This window comes from Granulicatella sp. 572.rep1_STHE (assembly GCF_001073445.1).
In the GTDB taxonomy this organism is placed as follows: Bacteria; Bacillota; Bacilli; order Lactobacillales; family Aerococcaceae; genus Granulicatella; species Granulicatella adiacens.
This window is the reverse complement of sequence record NZ_JVBO01000020.1, coordinates 43,174-62,259: the sequence shown is the minus strand read 5'-3', so window position 1 is coordinate 62,259 and position 19,086 is coordinate 43,174. Positions and strand designations below refer to the sequence as shown.

At 38.7% G+C, this 19,086-nt stretch carries 20 protein-coding genes, 1 pseudogene and 1 other annotated feature; of the genes and pseudogenes, 18 read left to right on the top strand and 3 right to left on the bottom strand.

What is annotated here, in order from left to right:
- Positions 1-559 precede the first annotated feature (559 nt).
- Both rplK and rplA read left to right on the top strand, forming a co-directional pair.
- On the top strand, positions 560-985 hold the full coding sequence (rplK, locus tag ADH99_RS05210) for a 50S ribosomal protein L11 (protein WP_005607816.1): 426 nt from the start codon (positions 560-562) through the stop codon (positions 983-985).
- Between the two features lie 101 nt (positions 986-1,086).
- The gene (rplA, locus tag ADH99_RS05205; RefSeq protein ID WP_005607812.1) at positions 1,087-1,776 is read left to right on the top strand and encodes a 50S ribosomal protein L1; all 690 of its coding nucleotides are present in this window, start codon (positions 1,087-1,089) and stop codon (positions 1,774-1,776) included.
- 99 nt (positions 1,777-1,875) lie between these two features.
- On the opposite strand, the gene ADH99_RS05200 is transcribed toward rplA, so the two are convergent.
- Together ADH99_RS05200 and ADH99_RS05195 are read right to left on the bottom strand one after the other, a co-directional pair.
- Positions 1,876-2,193, bottom strand: a complete 318-nt coding sequence (locus ADH99_RS05200; protein WP_049555107.1) for a type II toxin-antitoxin system RelE/ParE family toxin — start codon at positions 2,191-2,193, stop codon at positions 1,876-1,878.
- On the bottom strand, positions 2,183-2,446 hold the full coding sequence (locus tag ADH99_RS05195) for a type II toxin-antitoxin system Phd/YefM family antitoxin (protein ID WP_049555106.1): 264 nt from the start codon (positions 2,444-2,446) through the stop codon (positions 2,183-2,185). The genes ADH99_RS05200 and ADH99_RS05195 overlap by 11 nt, the downstream gene beginning before the upstream one ends.
- 117 nt (positions 2,447-2,563) lie before the next feature.
- Positions 2,564-2,684 (top strand) — a sequence feature (ribosomal protein L10 leader region).
- 28 nt (positions 2,685-2,712) lie between these two features.
- Between ADH99_RS05195 and rplJ the strand changes: the two genes are divergently transcribed.
- The 4 genes from rplJ to ADH99_RS05175 all read left to right on the top strand — a co-directional run bounded on the left by rplJ (position 2,713) and on the right by ADH99_RS05175 (position 5,509).
- A complete protein-coding gene (gene rplJ / locus ADH99_RS05190) occupies positions 2,713-3,216 on the top strand; it encodes a 50S ribosomal protein L10 (RefSeq protein WP_005607810.1) in 504 nt (167 codons plus the stop codon).
- Between the two features lie 75 nt (positions 3,217-3,291).
- Positions 3,292-3,660 (top strand): 50S ribosomal protein L7/L12, encoded by a 369-nt coding sequence (gene rplL / locus ADH99_RS05185; protein ID WP_005607807.1) that lies wholly within the window; start codon positions 3,292-3,294, stop codon positions 3,658-3,660.
- Positions 3,661-3,813: 153 nt separating this feature from the next.
- Positions 3,814-4,590: an alpha/beta fold hydrolase gene (locus ADH99_RS05180; protein ID WP_049555105.1), complete on the top strand. Its 777-nt coding sequence runs from the start codon at positions 3,814-3,816 to the stop codon at positions 4,588-4,590.
- A 25-nt stretch (positions 4,591-4,615) separates the two neighbouring features.
- On the top strand, positions 4,616-5,509 hold the full coding sequence (locus ADH99_RS05175; protein WP_049555104.1) for an alpha/beta hydrolase: 894 nt from the start codon (positions 4,616-4,618) through the stop codon (positions 5,507-5,509).
- 45 nt (positions 5,510-5,554) lie between these two features.
- Here the strand turns inward: ADH99_RS05175 and ADH99_RS05170 are convergent, their stop codons facing one another.
- On the bottom strand, positions 5,555-6,358 hold the full coding sequence (locus tag ADH99_RS05170) for a MurR/RpiR family transcriptional regulator (protein ID WP_049555103.1): 804 nt from the start codon (positions 6,356-6,358) through the stop codon (positions 5,555-5,557).
- Between the two features lie 140 nt (positions 6,359-6,498).
- Here ADH99_RS05170 and murQ point away from each other — a divergent pair, with 140 nt between their 5' ends.
- The 12 genes and pseudogenes from murQ to ADH99_RS05110 all read left to right on the top strand — a co-directional run bounded on the left by murQ (position 6,499) and on the right by ADH99_RS05110 (position 18,903).
- Entirely contained in the window at positions 6,499-7,404 is a 906-nt protein-coding gene (gene murQ / locus ADH99_RS05165) for an N-acetylmuramic acid 6-phosphate etherase (protein ID WP_049555102.1), read from the top strand.
- A gap of 4 nt (positions 7,405-7,408) precedes the next feature.
- Positions 7,409-8,836: a PTS transporter subunit EIIC gene (locus ADH99_RS05160; RefSeq protein ID WP_049555101.1), complete on the top strand. Its 1,428-nt coding sequence runs from the start codon at positions 7,409-7,411 to the stop codon at positions 8,834-8,836.
- Positions 8,814-9,854, top strand: a complete 1,041-nt coding sequence (locus ADH99_RS05155) for a MupG family TIM beta-alpha barrel fold protein (RefSeq protein WP_244266375.1) — start codon at positions 8,814-8,816, stop codon at positions 9,852-9,854. Before ADH99_RS05160 ends, ADH99_RS05155 begins: the two co-directional genes overlap by 23 nt.
- 154 nt (positions 9,855-10,008) lie before the next feature.
- On the top strand, positions 10,009-10,929 hold the full coding sequence (locus tag ADH99_RS05150) for a peptidase U32 family protein (protein WP_049555099.1): 921 nt from the start codon (positions 10,009-10,011) through the stop codon (positions 10,927-10,929).
- 11 nt (positions 10,930-10,940) lie between these two features.
- Positions 10,941-12,182 (top strand): peptidase U32 family protein, encoded by a 1,242-nt coding sequence (locus tag ADH99_RS05145; RefSeq protein ID WP_049555098.1) that lies wholly within the window; start codon positions 10,941-10,943, stop codon positions 12,180-12,182.
- A 31-nt stretch (positions 12,183-12,213) separates the two neighbouring features.
- Entirely contained in the window at positions 12,214-12,543 is a 330-nt protein-coding gene (locus ADH99_RS05140; protein WP_005607758.1) for a zinc ribbon domain-containing protein YjdM, read from the top strand.
- A 960-nt stretch (positions 12,544-13,503) separates the two neighbouring features.
- Positions 13,504-14,430, top strand: coding sequence for an FAD:protein FMN transferase (locus tag ADH99_RS05135; RefSeq protein ID WP_049555138.1), 927 nt, complete (start codon positions 13,504-13,506; stop codon positions 14,428-14,430).
- Entirely contained in the window at positions 14,423-15,037 is a 615-nt protein-coding gene (locus ADH99_RS05130) for an NADPH-dependent FMN reductase (RefSeq protein WP_049555097.1), read from the top strand. Before ADH99_RS05135 ends, ADH99_RS05130 begins: the two co-directional genes overlap by 8 nt.
- 16 nt (positions 15,038-15,053) lie before the next feature.
- Complete coding sequence (locus ADH99_RS05125) at positions 15,054-16,325, top strand: NAD(P)H-dependent oxidoreductase (RefSeq protein WP_049555096.1); 1,272 nt, start codon at positions 15,054-15,056, stop codon at positions 16,323-16,325.
- Between the two features lie 770 nt (positions 16,326-17,095).
- Complete coding sequence (locus ADH99_RS05120; protein ID WP_005607753.1) at positions 17,096-17,662, top strand: TetR/AcrR family transcriptional regulator; 567 nt, start codon at positions 17,096-17,098, stop codon at positions 17,660-17,662.
- Between the two features lie 103 nt (positions 17,663-17,765).
- Entirely contained in the window at positions 17,766-18,089 is a 324-nt protein-coding gene (locus ADH99_RS05115) for a hypothetical protein (RefSeq protein ID WP_049555095.1), read from the top strand.
- An 8-nt stretch (positions 18,090-18,097) separates the two neighbouring features.
- Positions 18,098-18,903, top strand: a pseudogene (locus ADH99_RS05110) (FAD-dependent oxidoreductase).
- Positions 18,904-19,086: the final 183 nt, after the last annotated feature.

The following is a 19,086-nucleotide window of genomic DNA, read 5'->3' as shown; positions in this document are numbered from 1 at the left end:
CCCGAAATTCACTTATAAGTGAATTTCGGGCAGTTTACGTACGCACCTCACATTCACTGCACAAACTCCGTTCTTATGCCTTTTCCACAGCACGGGAGGCCGTTATAGGCACCGACATGTCCTTTTCATGCTTTGGCACAAATCCCATCGCAACGCGATTTCTAGCAGTTCACTTTTTTGCAAAAAAATCCCATTTTCTTACAAACCACGAAAAACTTGCGGATTTTATAACCACAGCATTGGGGAATAGCAACCAATGTGAATTACTGACTCTAGGGTGAAACCCGTAGAGTCAGTTTGAAGCTTGGTAGGAATTGAGACGATAGACTCAATCCGTTGCCCCTATGCAGTGGTTATAAATTAATCCGCAAGGATTGGAAGTGGTTTGTAAGACCAACGCAAGTTTTTTTACATAAAAGGGAACTATAAATATTGCATTGCAAATTAAGTTTTGATATAATACCAAAGTGCATGAAAATGCACATGTCGGAACACCGTGGGAGGAGAAATCTTCATCTCCATTAAACCACGCACGAAACAATCAAGGAGGTAATGTCTCGTGGCTAAAAAAGTTGTAAAACTAGTTAAATTACAAATTCCTGCAGGTAAAGCAACTCCAGCTCCACCAGTAGGTCCAGCTTTAGGTCAAGCACAAGTGAACATCATGGGATTCTGTAAAGAATTCAATGCTCGTACAGCTGACCAAGCAGGTTTAATCATTCCGGTTGTGATTTCAGTTTATGAAGACCGTTCATTCGACTTCATCTGTAAAACACCACCAGCAGCAGTATTATTAAAGAAAGCTGCTAAAGTAGAAAAAGGTTCAGGCGAACCAAACAAGAAAAAAGTTGCTACTGTAACTCGTGATCAAGTTAGAGAAATTGCTGAATTAAAAGCACCTGACTTAAATGCAGCAGACGTAGAAGCTGCTATGCGCATGGTCGAAGGTACAGCCCGTTCAATGGGATTTGTAGTAGAAGGCTAAAAACAAATGCAGCTTCCAAAAGTCCCTAGCACGAGTGTTTCACTCATGGACTTTGTGGGAGGTAAAACCGTTAAAACCACACAATAGGAGGAAATTATACAATGGCAAAGAAAAGCAAAAAATATTTAGAAGCCGCTAAAAAAATCGATTCTTCTAAAGCTTACCCAGTTCAAGAAGCAATCGCATTAGCAAAAGAAACAGATTTCGCTAAATTTGATGCATCTGTAGAAGTTGCATACCGTTTAGGTTTAGATCCAAAGAAAGCTGACCAACAATTACGTGGAGCAGTTGTACTTCCAAACGGAACTGGTAAAACTCAACGCGTATTAGTATTCGCTAAAGGTGAAAAAGCTAAAGAAGCTGAAGCAGCTGGTGCAGACTACGTTGGTGATAGCGAATTAGCTCAAAAAATCCAAGGCGGATGGTTTGAGTTCGACGTTATCGTTGCAACACCTGACATGATGGGTGAAGTTGGTCGTTTAGGTCGTGTATTAGGACCTAAAGGCTTAATGCCAAACCCTAAAACAGGTACTGTTACAATGGACGTAACTAAAGCTGTTGAAGAAATCAAAGCTGGTAAAGTAACTTACCGTGTTGACAAAGCTGGTAACATCCACGTTCCAATCGGTAAAGTTTCATTCTCAGATGAAAAATTAGTAGAAAACTTCAAAACAATTCACGAAACATTATTACGTATCAAACCTGCTACAGTTAAAGGTCAATACGTACGTAACGTTGCTGTGACAACTACTTTCGGCCCTGGGGTTAAAGTAGACGTAGCTTCTCTATAATTTAAATAATCAAAGAACCAGGCCAAGTGCTTGGTTCTTTTTTGAATGAAAAACGCATACTGCCATAAAGGTAGTATGCGTTTTGTCATATATAAAACTTTAATATAATAAAGAATCGATGTTTCTTCTTCGATAGAGTAGTCTGCGTACTTCCATCGAGTGTCCTATAACTACATAATAAATGGAGAAATTCTTAACACGAATTCTATAGTAAGGATGCTTGCGAACACGATTAGACGGAACAGCTTGGAAAGAAAGAGGATTGAGTAGCCTTTGAAAAATAGCTCTTTCAATCTCGTCGACTAATCTACTGGCTGCAGAAGGATTGTTCAATTCGACAGCAATATAGTGCACAACATCTGTTAAATCTTTTTGGAATAAAGGAAGGTAGGATAGTTGATACTCACTATTTTCCATTGATTTTCCCTCTGATTTGATCAAACACTTCGGAATGTGTGTAACGGGTCTCGTCAGATTCGGCAATTTTGTCAGCAACGTCAAGTTCTCTCTCAACAGACTCCATGAGAGTAGTATATTGTTCTACGCTGAGGACGACCATTGAACCGTGACCATTTTTAGTCAGAAATACGGGAACATTGTCGTTTAAAACGATCTCTTCAATTTCGGGAAACTTATTACGTAAATCGGATACGGGTCTAATATGAATCATGGTGTACACCCCTTTCTTATCAATATTTTATCATAAAAATAGCAAAAGAGATAACGTTAAAATTTTTAATTTAGAATTACGTTCTTTCTTGACAGACACTATTCAATCATGTAAACTAATAAAAGTTGAATGCGACCGAAGACAGTAGGGGGCCTAGGCCTTAATATCCTACCGAGGGAGAACAAGTTGATCTTATTTCTCTGTGTCTTTGTGGGCATAGAGATTTTTTTATGCCCTACCTAAATTTCAGGAGGTGAAAAACGAAGATGAGTGAAGCAATCATTGCTAAAAAAGCACAACAAGTTGCAGAAGTTGCTGAACAGTTCAAAAACGCATCATCAGTTGTTGTTGTTGACTATTTAGGAATTACTGTAGAACAAGCTACAAATCTACGTTCAGAATTACGTAAAGCAGGTGTACAATTTGCCGTTGTTAAAAACAGCATTTTATCACGTGCAGCTAAAGAAGCTGGTTTAGAAGGAATGGATGACGTTTTCAAAGGACCATCAGCTGTAGCTTTCAGTAACGAAGATGTAGTAGCTCCTGCTAAAATCTTAGCTGACTTTGCTAAAAAAGTTGAAGCTTTAGAAATTAAAGCAGGTGTGGTTGAGGGTAAAGTTTCTTCAAAAGAAGAAATCGAAGCTCTTGCAAAACTACCAAGCCGCGAAGGGTTACTTTCAATGCTATTATCAGTATTACAAGCACCAGTTCGCAACACTGCATTGGCAATCAAAGCCGTTGCAGATCAAAAAGATGGCGCAGCAGCTTAATAAAGCGAGCTAGCTAACTTTAAAAACACACAAACAAAAATTATTAAAACAACCAAAAAATGGAGGAAATTAAAAATGGCATTAAACATTGAACAAATCATTGCTGACATTAAAGAAGCAACTGTATTAGAATTAAACGACTTAGTAAAAGCTATCGAAGAAGAATTTGGCGTAACAGCAGCAGCTCCTGTAGCTGTAGTAGCAGGTGGCGCTGGTGAAGCTGCAGAAGAAAAAACTGACTTCACTGTAGAATTAACTTCTGCTGGAGACCAAAAAATTAAAGTAATCAAAGTTGTTCGTGAAGCAACTGGATTAGGATTAAAAGAAGCTAAAGCATTAGTTGATGGCGCTCCTGGCGTATTAAAAGAAGGCGTAGCTAAAGAAGAAGCTGAAGCATTAAAAGCTCAATTAGAAGAAGTTGGCGCTTCAGTAACATTAAAATAATTTTTAATGACATGTTTAAAGGTCGGACTATCCAGTCCGACCTTTTTTGTTGGATATAATCATGTGAACTGACTTTGAGAAGAATTATGATGTGTTTTTTGAACGCTTGGGTTACAATAGTAAAAGAAATGGTAGTGGAAAGGGAGCTTTTTGATGAGATTTCATGAATTTGGTGATAATCATAATCCTCATATTGTATTGATCCACGGTGGAGGAAATTCATGGTGGAATTTTTTGCGACAAGCACGTCTTCTGTCAGATAAATATCATGTGATTTTACCAGTGCTAGATGGGCATGGTGAGGAGTACCAAAAGGAGTATGTATCTACTGAGCGATCTGCACAGGAAATTCTAGTGTATATAAAAGACCAATGCGATGGGCATGTGTTTGCTTTAGGTGGTGTCTCGCTTGGTGGGCAAATTGTCATGGAGTTACTTTCGTTAGATGCTTATATAGCTGATAAAGCCATTATTGACGGAAGTCTCTGCATTCCACAACCGAAACTAGCGAAAATGAGTATCGCCTTTGTAAAATGTTTTGGGAAGTTGATGTTCGGTAAGGCAGCATGTAAAATGCAATTAAAACTCATGAGAAAGATGTATCCTAAGATGGCTTATCCGGAAGAATTAGAAAATTATTATTTGGAAGATATGCCAAGATTGCCAATGAAAACATTAGTAACGATTTATAACACCTATATGGCCAGTTATCAATTGAAACCAGCGATTTCAGATAGTTCAGCTGAGGTTCTCTATATTTATGGTGAAAAAGAAATGAAGTGCGTGAAGGAATCGGCAAAGCTATTTCAACAGATGCATCCTAATTGCAGACTGTATGAGGCGAAGGGATATAATCATGGATATTTATCCACTTATCTTCCGTTGGAGTGGATGGAATTAGTAACACCATTTTTAGAAGGTGCCGAATAGTATTAAAAGGAAAGGAGGTTTAGCAATGTCACTTACGAGTCATATTGTCCGTACGTTATTTACCATCGGGGACTTAAAACGAGACTTGGGTTGGGTTCCACCAACGAATGTAGAGACTGTTGAAAATTTATCTTATGGATCCTGCGACAAGTGGCATCTGCTGGACCTCTATCGTCCAAAAGACAAGGAAGGCAAATTGCCTGTACTCCTAAATATTCACGGAGGCGCTTGGGTTTACGGGGATAAGAAGGTATACGCTCCGTATTGTATGTATTTAGCTGCTCAGGGGTTTGCGGTGGTGAATGCTAGCTACCGACTTGCGCCAAAGCATACTTTTCCAGCTCCTTTAGAAGATGTAGGAAGCATTATGGAGTGGGTTGTTACGAATGCAAAAGAGTACCACCTTGATCCAAGCAATCTCTTTTTAGTAGGAGACTCTGCAGGAGCACATTTAGCAACAGCGTATACAGCGATTCAATTAAACAGAGAGTATGCCAAAGCCTTTCCAGGAATTACAGTGTCCGAGAAGCTTGTTCCAAAGGCGCTCGTGTTAAATTGCGGAGTCTTTGATATGGAAGGGGAAGTAGAACATAGAGGAGCGCTATTAACACCGTTCTTAACGGATATTCTTGGAGAAAAGCCAACAGGATCTTCTATTAAGAAAATGAGCCCGGTTCGCTACATTACACCAGATTTTCCACCTGTATACTTAGCCACTAGTAATGGGGATTTCCTACGAAAGCATTCGCACCGATTGAAAGAAGTGCTGGAGCAAAAACAAATTGATTTTGTATTTAAAGAGTACGGGAATAAGAAGAATACTCAAGGGCATGTATTCCATTTAAATTTAAAGAGTAAAGTGGGACAAACTTGTAATCAAGAGCAAATTAAATTCGTTCGAAAAATGATGGAACGGTAAAAGGCAAACAGAAAAAGAACCATCCTGTTGAGGATGCTTCTTTTTTTATTTTCTCAATTGGTGAGTGAGTTGGTAACTCGATTCTAAAATTTCGTTTTGACGACGGTCGTCTTTTTGGAGGAGTCCAAGATACAACAAGTCGATTAAGAATAAGGAGTCATTTCGGCTGGTAATCGCAGCAGAACGAATAATATTCTCATGTCGAGGGACCTTTAAGCTATACGTACTGAGGGAATCCAGTTGATTGTTTCCTAAAGCGGTAATCGAAACGGTTGGAATTCCTCTAGAATTTGCAATTTCAAAAGCGCTTGTGACTTCTTTGGTTTGGGCTGAATAGCTCACCCCAATGACAAGATCCTCCGGTGTCGCACTACCCAGGCTGGCTAATTGAATATGCGAATCGGTATGGTACAGGATGTTTTTACCAATCCGGCTTAATTTGAAATAAAGGTCACTGCAGACCATTCCAGATGCCCCTACCCCAAAGGTATAAATTTTACGCGCATTCTTCATAAGGTCGATGACTTTATCCAACACGATATCATCCACGAGTTCCAAGGTCATTTCATAAGAACGAGTGACCGTGCTAATTAATTTGGATTGAATCGTTTTGATGGAATCATCTTTTTCGATTTGCTCATCAATTGTTTGCGCATTTTTTTGAGCAAGATTTACTTTGAAACGAGAATAAGAGCGGTATCCAATCTTTTTAATGTATTTACTAATAGAAGAAGGCGAAACACCAATATGTTCTGCCAATGTATGAATGCTAGAAGAGAGTACAATCTCTGAATGCTCTGAAATAAAGGCTTCAATTTTTTTGTCCGTGACGGTTAAAAAGTTTTTCATATATAACTCCTTTCTTAGAAATAATGTTTCCAAAATTATTATACAGTATTGAAATAAAATTTACAACGTTGTATAATGTGTTTAAGAAAAACGATTCCATTATGAAGAAAAGTGGAATTTTTAGGAGGAGGTGGAGAAAAATGGACGATATTTCGAAATTGATGACGGAACAAGTCAATGACAGAAGTAAGGATATTGAAACTCAATCGATCGGTGAAATTTTACGTTATATGAATGATGAGAATCGTAAAATTACGGATGCGATTGGACAATGTATTCCAGAGATAGAAGAAGTAACAGCAGGAGTTGTAAGAGCGTTTGAGAAAGGGGGTAGATTGATTTATCTGGGCGCGGGGACTTCAGGACGTTTAGGTGTTCTTGATGCAAGTGAGTGTCCTCCTACATTTGGAGTTTCACCTGATATGGTAGTAGGGTTAATAGCTGGTGGAGACTATGCTTTACGAAATGCTATCGAAGGAGCGGAAGATGACGAAACAATTGCAGAAGAACAGCTCAGGGCATTGAATCTCGTCAAGGAAGATGTGGTCGTAGGAATTAGCGCAAGTGGCCGTACCCCTTATGTGGCAGCTGGATTAGCCTTTGCAAATAAGGTGGGATGCTTTACTGGAGCTATTTCAAATTCTCCAGATGCTTTAATTTCTAAAGTAGCCTCAGTGGGAATTGAGGCGATTACCGGACCAGAAGTGGTTACAGGCTCTACTCGAATGAAGGCAGGCACAGCACAAAAAATCATTCTCAATATGATTACTACTACAGCAATGATTCAAGTAGGGAAAATTTTTAAAGGATATATGGTCGACGTTCAACCAACAAATCAAAAATTGAAACAACGAGCAACCAATATTCTAGCTAAAGTAACTAACTTGCCTCAAGAGGATGCCAGAAAAGTTCTTGAGGACAATCATTTTGATTTAAAAGTAGCTATTATTTCTCAATTACATCATATTTCAGTAGAAGAAGCGGAAAAACTGCTTCGAGATAATCAAATGAATATTGTTAGAGCAATACAAAATAAGGGGGCTTAATAAAATGGATGCAAAAAAGGTAGCAAGTGAAATTTTAAGTAAGGTCGGACAGAAGGAAAACGTGGTCAGTAATGCAACTTGTATGACACGTTTACGTCTGACAGTAGCAGATACATCAAAAGTGGATGTAGCTGGATTAAAAGATGTAGATTCAGTATTAGGAGTTGTTGAACGTGAACAAGGGGTTCAAATCGTTTTAGGACCTGGTAAAGTGACTGAAGTAGGTCGTGAATTTGCTGAATTGACAGGGATTGAACTCGGTAGTGTTGATGAAGTCGATGCAGTAGATTTAGCAAAACAAAACAAAAAAGAAAATAAAGCAGCCCATAATGGTCCAGTACAACGATTCTTGGAACATATTGCTAATATTTTCGTGCCACTATTACCAGGGATTATCGCCGCTGGTTTAATCAATGGTATTTCAAACGTTATTAACGTAACTACTCAAAATGCATATAACTTTGAATGGTGGTACCAAGCTATTCGTACAATGGGTTGGGGACTATTTACGTTCTTACCTTTATACGTAGGGTATAATGCCGCTCGTGAATTCAAAGGAACTCCAATTCTTGGGGCGATTGCAGGAAGCATGTCACTTGGTGTTTCAACAATGCCACTTCTTTTAAAAACAGATGCTGGCCAAGTATTAATGCCGTTTACAGGTAAAGCATTTAACCCAGGTGCTGGTGGTCTATTAGCTGCCTTAATGATGGGGATTTTAGTAGCTTACTTAGAACGTGCCATTGATAAATTCATGCCACAAATGTTGAAAACATTCTTGACACCATTATGCACACTGATTATTGGAGCATTCTTGTCTGTATTAGTCATTCAACCTGCTGGTGCAGCAATGACTCAAGGAATTTATACAGTATTAAACTTTGTATATGAACAATTAGGCGTTGTTGGTGGTTATATTCTTTCTGCTGGTTTCTTACCAATCGTATCTGTTGGTTTACACCAAGCATTAACACCAATTCACGTTCTATTAAACGATCCAAACGGACCAAGTGCTGGTATCAACTACCTATTACCAATCTTAATGATGGCCGGTGGTGGTCAAGTGGGTGCAGGTTTAGCATTATACTTGAAGACTAAAAACAAAAAATTAAAACAATTAACAAGAGACTCATTACCAGTAGGTATTTTAGGTATCGGGGAACCAATGATGTACGCTGTAACACTTCCTTTAGGAAAACCATTCTTAACAGCCTGCTTAGGATCTGGTGTTGGTGGTGTATTAGCAGTTCTATTCCACCTAGGAACAGTATCTCAAGGGGTTTCAGGTTTATTCGGAGCTTTAATCATGGTGCCAGGAACGCAATTACAATTCTTAATTGCAATGATTGGAGCTTATATCGGAGGATTTGTAATTACATGGTTCTTCGGTGTAGATGAAGATCGTATTAATGAAGTATATGGAAACAAGTAAAAGAAATATTTCTTTTGGGCGCTCCATTTATATCAATCTTGGTGAACAAGTCGTTACACAAGTGTTAGAAGAAATGAAAGCCGCGCGTCAAACCGTGGCTTTCACTTCTTTTCAGTTACCAGAACATCCGCTAGAAATAGCAGATATGACACGTCTTGTGGAACTTGCTCGTTCATATGAAATAGATTTAATCCCAGACATCGCTCATAAAGATCTTACCAAAGAAAATATTGCGGCTCTGAAAAATGCAGGGCTTTCGTACTTACGTCTGGACGAATTTGGAGACGAAGCGTTTATCGAACGTTGCGGCAAGGCGTTTACGCTTGTAGTAAATGCTTCAACATTTACAAATCGAGAATACCAATTGTTAGAGCGACTAGGATTTGCTAAGCAAATCATTGCTTGCCACAATTATTATCCAAAAGTATATTCAGGAATTTCGCTTGAGAAATTCACGTCGATTAACCAAAAATTGCAGGCGCTTGGGGTCAAAGTACTCGCGTTTATTCCAGGAGATGAACCTTTAAGAGGTCCGCTTCATGAAGGGTTGCCTACTGTGGAAACACATCGAGGAATAGATACCCGCTTGGCTATTTGCGAACTTATTCGTGCACATACGGATATGATTTTAGTGGGGGATACATTTATTCATGAGTCAACACAAAAGGTCATGAAGGAATTTCAGGAAGGATTTGTGTCATTAAAGGCACAAGTGCCAGTTGAATTAACAGGAAAAGTGCTTCGTGACCGTATCGATGCGAGTGATTTTGTGTACCGTGTACTCGGTACTCGCGGCTGGGCCATGCTTGGCGGAGAGGTTTCAACGACAATCCGCACCGTTGGAGAAATCAATCAGGCTAATGCGGGGTATGGTCGCTATCAAGGCGAAATTGAAATTACTAAAGAAAGTTTACCATCAGATGCGCGTCAAAACGTTATCGGTCATTTATTACCATCTGAGATTGCTGTATTTAAAGCTTTACCAGAAGGGATAGGCATTCGATTCGAAGTAGAATAATAAATAGCATCCATCCTACAATTTTAGTAGGGTGGATTTTCTTATGAATAAAAAATCAAGAGAGTGTTGTTTATATTTTAACAATAGAAAATTCAGTTGTTTTGTGATACTCTAGATAAGTATAAATTTTAAAGAAAGCAAAGGGGGCCTTTGGATGATAGAGCTGATTGCAACAGTTGAATCGATCCAACAAGCAAAAGATTTGCTTGAAGCAGGCGTGGATACGATTTATTTCGGGGAGGACCAATTTGGGCTTCGTCTTCCGATGTCGTTTACACGTGAGGAACAAAAAGAATTAACAGAATTGGCGCACCAATATGGGAAGAAAGCAAGTGTTGCGGTAAACGCGATTTTCCATAATGAAGGGATTGCGCTCGTTCCGGAATACTTATCCTTTTTAAAGGAAATTGGTGTGGATAACATTGCGGTAGGAGATCCAGGAGTGGTTCAAATTATGAAGAATCCTGAGTATTCGATTCCGTACCGTTATGATGCGGCCGTACTAGTGACAAGTAGTCGTCAAGTCAACTTCTGGGGAAAACGTGGTGCCGTTGGTGCGGTGATTGCGCGTGAAATTCCTCGTGAAGAGATGAAAATCTTGGCAGCGGGTGTAGAAATTCCAATTGAGGTTCTTGTTTATGGAGCAACTTGTATCCATCATTCAAAACGTCCACTTTTAAATAACTATTTCAATTATATTGAGAAAAAAGAATCGGTTGAAAAACGCCGTGGTCTGTTTGTGTCAGAACCAGCAGATGACGATTCTCACTATTCAATTTATGAAGACATTAACGGAACGCATATTTTTGCGAATAACGATGTGTCTCTTGCGCCGTATTTGTTAGAGTTAACAGAAATGGGCATCCCGCAATGGAAGCTAGACGGAGTGCTCGCTCCAGGGGAAAACTTTGTTGAAGTAGCGAAATTATTCGTGAATGCTCGTAATGAAATCGAAGCAGGAACATGGACTACTGAAAAGAGCGCCAGTCTTGAATTACAAGTGCGTGCCCTTCATCCAGAAGTTCGTGGCCTTGAAGCAGGATTTTACTTATTAAATCCAGAAGATGTGAAATAGGAGAGAGTCAAATGGGAAGAAAGATATTGAAAAAACCTGAAGTACTTGCTCCAGCGGGTACTCTTGAAAAATTAAAAACAGCTATTTTATACGGAGCAGATGCCGTTTTCCTTGGTGGGGAAGCGTACGGACTTCGTAGCCGTTCAGGGAACTTTGACTTTGCGGAAATGAAAGAAGCCGTTGATTTTGCCCATGCACATAATGCAAAAGTATATATCGCAGCAAACATGGTGACGCACGAAGGCGACGAAAAAGGAGCGGGAGATTTCTTCCGTACCGTACGTGATATCGGAATCGATGCAGCCATTATTAGTGACATGGCTTTAATGGATATCTGTGCCTCAGAAGCACCAGGATTACCTATCCATTTATCAACACAATCTTCAGCAGCCAACTACGAAACACTAAACTTCTGGAAAGACGAAGGATTAGAACGTGTCGTATTAGCGCGTGAAGTGTCAATGGAAGAAATCAAAGAAATGCAAGAAAAAGTGGATGTCGAAATTGAAGCCTTCATCCACGGTGCAATGTGTATTTCTTATTCAGGACGTTGTGTATTATCCAACCACATGGTGCATCGTGATGCTAACCGTGGTGGATGTGCGCAATCATGTCGCTGGAAGTACGGTCTATTCGATATGCCATTTGCTGGTGAAAAGAATATGGTTGGTGCAGGGGAAGAAGGCATCGAAGAAAAATTCTCCATGAGTGCGGTTGACCTAGCGATGATTCAAAACTTACCGGATTTAATTGAAGCCGGTGTAGATAGCTTGAAAATTGAAGGTCGTATGAAATCCATTCACTATGTTTCTACGGTTTCAAATGTTTACCGTGCAGCGGTGGATTCTTACTGTGAAGATCCAGACAACTATGTATGTAAACAAGAATGGATTGACGAGTTATGGAAAGCAGCCCAACGTGAATTAGCAACTGGGTTCTATTACCAAGTTCCAACCGAACATGAGCAATTATTTGGCCCACGCCGTCAAATTCCTCAATATGCGTTCGTTGGACAAGTATTGGAATATGATCCAGAAACACAGATAGCTACCGTTCAACAACGAAACAATTTCAAAGTCGGAGACCAAATCGAGTTCTACGGACCTGGAATGCGTCATCACGAAGAAGTGTTAACTCAGTTGTGGGATGAAAATGGGGAAGAAATCGAAGCGGCCCCTCATGCTATGATGATTTGTAAAATGAAAGTGACGGAACCTGTAAAACCGTTAGATATGATTCGTAAACGTCGTTAAGATGAATTTTGAATAGAAAGAAGGAATGTAAATGTCATTACCAAATTGCCCTAAATGTGGTTCAGAATACACATATGAAGATGGTGTTTTATTAGTATGCCCTGAGTGCGCGTATGAGTGGGAACCAGGCTCAGAAGTAGAAGAAGGTCCTGTAGCTATCGATGCAAACGGAAATAAATTACAAGACGGCGATACTGTAACAGTCATCAAAGACTTGAAAGTAAAAGGCGCTCCGAAAGATATTAAGCAAGGAACACGCGTGAAAAATATTCGAATCGTGGAAGGCGATCATAATATCGATTGTAAGATAGATGGCTTCGGCGCAATGAAACTTAAATCTGAGTTTGTTAAAAAGATTTAATGGGAGTCCCGTAGGGACTGTCAAAAAGCTCCCCCTAGAATTTTTATAGTTGTTATAATAGCGATACCGGATTGAGCCAAGGTCTCAATCCTACCAAGCTTCAAACTGACTCTACGGGTTTCACCCTAGAGTCAGTAATTCACATTGGTTATGAACTCGCTATTACAACTACTATAAATCTAGGGGGGCTTTTTTTCGTCCCTCGACTCAGTGAAATTTACCAAACTCAGTAATAAGTTTTATTGCTTCTCAGTAAGGGAAGGGTTTCGGAGTGTATTGAGCCAAGGTCTCAATCCTACCGAGCCTCAAAGATTCTCTAGAAAATCAATTTTCAAGAGAATCTAATTCGCATCGGTTACTAATCGCTATTGTTGTTATTATAGAATCCAAAGGGCTTTTTCTGTAGTCCCTCGAGAACGCCAAAACTCCATAAAGGCTCACATTAAGTTTCTTGCTTCTCAGGAAGAGGACCGGCTTCGGCTATTTAGAGCTTTTAACTATTAAAGTAGGGGGCTTTTTTCGTCCCTCGACTGAGTGAACTTTAACAAACTTAGTAATAAGTTTTATTGCTTCTCAGTAAGGGAAGGTTTTGGATGAATGTGTTTTTTTCTTAGACTTATAGACTTTTTATAGATTAAGGTTTTGGGTTGAGGAGAAGAGTGAAGAATAGTAGTAAGCGCAATGTTGAACAAATGTAAATGGGGACTAGAGGGGCTCTTTTTTGAAAAAGACTTTTGTAAACGAATTTTAATAAACAGTAAAAAGGGCATGATATCAAGAATTATGATGACTTTTTGTTATTTTTTAAAAGTTGTTTCTTGAAAATGATTGTTCAATATGGTACATTCACAATTAAGGGGTAGAAAACGCTTTTAGTATACACTATTGTGTGCTTTTTATCACAAAAAAACGTAGGAGAAATGGAGCTTGGAACAGTATCATACAGGTACCATTCGATTGATGGGAACCGTCATCGAATTGAAAATTGCGCATCCTGAAGGCGATCGTTTAGTGGCTGAAGTTTTCGAGCAATTGAAGCGATATGAGCATCGTTTTAGCGCGAATGACTCAACTTCAGAACTGATGGCTGTCAACTTGGCTGCTGGGAAACATGCGGTTAGTGTTCATCCAGAGATTTTTCATTTAGTGAAAATGGGACTGGAGAATAGTTTAGCTGCGGGGAGTCGGATGAATATTCTGATCGGTCCGGTGGTCCAAACTTGGCGAGTAGGTTTCAGCGATGCAAGAGTACCAACAGATGAAGAAATTCAAGCCAAACTTCAACTAACCGATGCAACAAAAGTCGTTTTAGATGAAGAGAATCAGACGATTTTTCTGCAAGAAGAAGGAATGCGGATTGACCTTGGTTGTATTGCAAAAGGTTATATTGCGGATCTGGTGATGCAACAGCTGAAAGAGCATGGAGTGACCTCTGCACTGATTAACCTGGGTGGGAATGTTCTCACGCTAGGTCCCGCTATTCATCATGAAGATGGGAATTGGTGGATTGGCATCCAAAATCCAAAACTTCTACGCGGAGAAAACGTAGCTCTTCTTCCGATTCATGAGGAATCCATTGTGACATCGGGTGTCTATGAGCGGGTGCTCGAAGTGGATGGGAAGAAATACCATCACATACTCGACCCGCAGACGGGATATCCTGCCGAAACAGATGTGAGCAGCCTCACAATTGTTTCTAAGCAATCGGTTGATTGTGAAATCTGGACAACGCGACTTTTTGGAAAGAAAGCCCATGAAATTTTATTTGAAGTGGAACAACACCCTCATATCGAAGCGGTAATGATTTTAGAAGATGATCGTATTTTCTATACATCAGGACTTGCTTCAAAGATTCAATTACTCGAAAGGAAGTACTCAAATGGTTAAATTAATCGGTTTAGTCGGAACAAACTCTAAAAAATCAACAAACCGTCAACTATTACAATACATTCAAAAACATTTTTCAGAACAGGCGGAAATTGAACTAGTCGAAATTAAAGACTTACCAATGTTCAACAAACCAACTCCTAAGGCTGTGCCGCAAGAAGCACAAGCCATTGCAGATAAAATCGCTGCAGCAGATGGAGTAATCATTAGTACGCCAGAATATGATCACTCATGCCCAGCTGTATTAATGAACGCTTTAGCATGGTTATCTTATGGTATCTATCCATTATTAAATAAACCTGTCATGATTACAGGAGCATCTTACGGGACACTCGGTTCTTCACGTGCACAAAGTCAATTACGTCAAATCTTAAACGCGCCAGAAATTAAAGCACGTGTTTTACCAAGTGATGAATTCTTATTAGGTCACGCCTTACAAGCATTCGACGAAGAAGGTAACTTAAAAGATACAGTGACTGTTGAAAAATTAGAAAAGATTTTCGAAGATTACTTATTATTCATTGAAATTACAAAACAATTAGTTCGTGCAAACGAAGCTCGTGAAAAAGAAGCGAAAAACTTCTCATGGGACAGTTCTAAAAAATAAGGAGTGACAGTAGAAAATGAAAATTATTGGTATCGTAGGATCAAATGCGGAATTTTCGCATAACCGTTTATTATTACAATTTATCGAAAAGAAATTCAGTGACTTATTCGAGTTTGAAATCTTAGAAATTAAAGATATTCCAATGTTCAACCAAGACGAAGATCAATCTAAGAGCTTCCCAGTACAATACATGTACAACAAATTAATCCGTGCAGATGGTGTGATTATCGCGACACCTGAACACAACCACACAATTACAGCTGCTTTGAAGAGCACATTAGAATGGATGTCATTCAACTTACACCCATTCGAAAACAAACCTGTCATGATTATGGGAGCTTCTCACTATGACCAAGGTACTTCACGTGCGCAAGTGCATTTACGTAAAATCTTGGACGCTCCAGGGGTAAACGCATATGTATTACCAGGGAACGAATTCTTATTAGGAAAAGCAAAAGAAGCATTCGACGAAGAAGGCAACATTAAGAGCGAAGGAACTGTAGCGTTCTTACGTTCATGCTTAGAAAACTTCGTGAAATATGTGGAGGTTGTAAAAGTGTTACGTAAACCATTACCAACTCCTCCAGAAGATTTAGACTGCACAAACCCAATTTCTACAACAGTTCAAGGCGTAGATCCAGATGATCCAGAATGGGTTGAAAAAGCAAGTGAAATCGTTGGAGCTGCTCAAGGAAACGACTATGTTCGCTTAGACCACGGTTTATTAACTGTTGACCAAATCGATATGTTCTTAAAAGCTTTACCATTTGAAGTAACATATGCCGATGACAACAACCAATTCTTGTACTATAACTTCAACAAACCAGCAAACAAAATGTTGGCTCCACGTGTGCCATCTCAATCTGGTAACCGTTTAGGAACTGTTCACCCACCACGTACCTTCAAAAATGTGGAATACCTCATTGCGAACTTACGTGCAGGAAACGTGGATTACTTCCGTACAATCGTTCCGAACACTCCACCAGAAATCATCAACGTACACAACTATCAAGCAATGTACTATCCTGATGGTTCTTACGCTGGAATTAACGAAATCGTGTTTGACTTCAAACCATGGTTAGATTGGTACTTACAAACAACTGGCCAACGTTTAGTGAGCGCAAATGGGGCAGCTCCTGTAGCTGACGCAACAAGCGGCGCTTCAAACAGCGGACACTCAGCTCCTGCTCCTGCAGCAGATGCTACAAGTGGTGCTTCAGATAGTGGGCATTCAGCTCCAGCTCAAGCACAAGCAGTAGACGCAACAAGCGGTGCTTCAGAACATTAAGAGTTTAAATGCAAACTTTAATAGTTAACCCTCAAACCCCTTGAAATACAAGGATATTTACATGAGAGTGGATTGAATTTACTACAATTTACTACTTTTGAGGAAAAAGCCTTGATGTGCTGTAAAAACTCTTCAGATAGAAGTACTTTACCACAGACATAAAATGCATGTTGTGGGAATCAAAATTAAATAGGAAATCGTAAAAGCGGTGCTCTTTCGCTTCTGTTAAAGGAAGTATAAGAACACCGCTTTTTTCATGCTCATGTTACGAAGTAGAAGCCAATCAGGACTTGACAGTGATCGTATTGATGAAATCCTTGACCTTATGCTTGAACTGTATGCAGGAAAACACCACAAAAGGTAAGAACCCTTTCCTATGCTTGCTGTTCCTCTTATTTCTTAATTTTTACAACAACGAAAATTCACTTTTGCCAAAGATGGCAGAGAACAAACACTGCAATTTGATAACTGTATGACTGATGTTCATTGAACAGGAAAATGAAAAATTAGAGGGAATATAAAGTGTTAAAGAACAGTAAGAAAAGCGTGGAACTTTCAAATATCTTGGCATACAGAGTCAGGCAATTCAGGTATCGTAGTTTGATTTGACGCTTGGAAAGAATAAGGGGGAATTCTAAGACTGTAAAGTGTGTTGATTGTAAACTTAAAGTCTTTTATTTTCTTATTATGTTGACAAGGAACATGCAATATGATACATTATGAATGAATAAAAAAAATATTCATTCATAACTAAAAGGAGATCTGTTAAATTGGATAAAAAACAGGCTTTAAAGGCTGCTGCCCATGATATCTTCTCTAAAACAGGCTATAAGGCAACAGGAATTTCAGAAATTGCCAAACAAGCTGGTGTGGCAGTCGGTTCTTTCTATAACTATTATGACAGTAAAGAAGCTATTTTTTTAGATGTTTATGTAGATGAGAATAATCGTGTACGTCAAGCAATGATAAACGAAATTGATTGGGGAATGGATATGGTCGAACTTGTCAGTCAGATTTTCAGAACGTCACGAAGTTATATTTCTTCCAATAAAATTCTTTCGGAATGGTACAATCCTATGATTTCTAATGAGTTGCATCGTTATTATTCTTCGGAAGAAGGCAAAATTTCAAATTCATTTCATCAGTTTTTAGAGGAGACATTTACCAATCGTATCGAGGATGAAGGATATTCACAAGAAAGAATTCAAGAAATCTTACAAGTTTACAATCTGTTTTACTATATGGATATGCACATTACAGAAAATGATTTTCCGGGTGTCAGTAAAACAGTTGAAATACTTGCAACTTATTTTGTAAAGGGCATTTTAAAAAAATAAAGAATTGATTTCTTTATTTTTTAAGAGAAAATGAATGAATTTAAATTTTATTCATTCAAAATTATAAAGGAGATATTATTATGAACAAACAAGGGGTAAAAAAATGAATGGATGGAGTATTGCAGGAATTTCTGTCGCCGTTATTGGTATTTTGGTCATTATATTGGGAGCTATGCTACAGTCAATTGACTTATCCAGCCCTGATTTCATGAGCTTTGCTACTGGAGGCATAATGTTGTTAGCGATAGGGTTATGTATGATTACCGGATTACCTGCTATTTTGCAAATTGCAGGCATTTGGTTGGCAGCAGTAACTATCATGATTTATATATACGGCTTGGCGGATACCGATTTTGTTATCAAAGTGATTGGTTTTATTCCTACTATCGCACTGGCTTTTTGGGTATCTTTTAAATTTTGGAAATGAGGGAAATAATGAAAAGAGGTAAAAAATGGTGATAATTATTATATCTATTCTGGTGACACTGTGCATTATTACTTGGGGTGCGATTACCTATCTTGGACGGAGTCAAACTTTGTCGGTTAAATCCATTGAAAATCTCAATGACGACCTTTACTTAATACGTTTGACGAAACCTGACAATGTGACATGGGAAGTTGGATCTTATGCTCAATTTACATTACATGATGTTAAGGAGAACGCTCAAGAAACTACCGACGTAATATCCAGTGCTTCAATGAGCAATGATAAAAACAAACAAAATAGTGGCTGGCTGACAATAGCTTCTAACCCTAATGAGAATGAAATTTTCATTTTGACACACAATAGTGGTAGTTTCTATAAAAAAACATTGACTAATTTGCAAGTAGGAAGTAAGGTCGAGATGAGCTAGCTTTACTCTAATTTATCTGTTGCAGATGGCAAAGATCCACTTGTTTTTTTTGCTTCTGACGTTGGCATTGCGGCAATACGGCCAATTATCAAAGAGTGGGCTGGAAAACGCGATATTATTATCAGTCACTTGGATAAAGGGGTTCTTATTTTTAATGAAGAAATAGCAAATTTATCAAAAAATGAAACAAATTTGACCTATGAAACAACTTCTAGCTTTTCTCAAAGTCAAGACAGCCTTAAAAATGCAGCAGAAAAGTATGGAAATAAGGCCACATATCTCTTATCTGGTCAACCTGATGATGTGGAAATGATGAAGAGGTTCCTTGAAGAAAAAGGGATTGATAGCAAGAAGATTAAAGTAGATGCTTTTAAAGGGTTGAAATAGCAGCTATCTCCATTGAGTTAAATTACATCTTGATTATTTTATTATAAATGAAGAAACTAGGCATTTTTTGCCTAGTTTTTTTGATTTTAGAGACAAATTTGAACTCTGTTTTCCCCACAGAAACAATTGGAAATGATTTTCTCAAAAGTAATTAAAATGTAAAGTTTATAGTATCCAAATGTA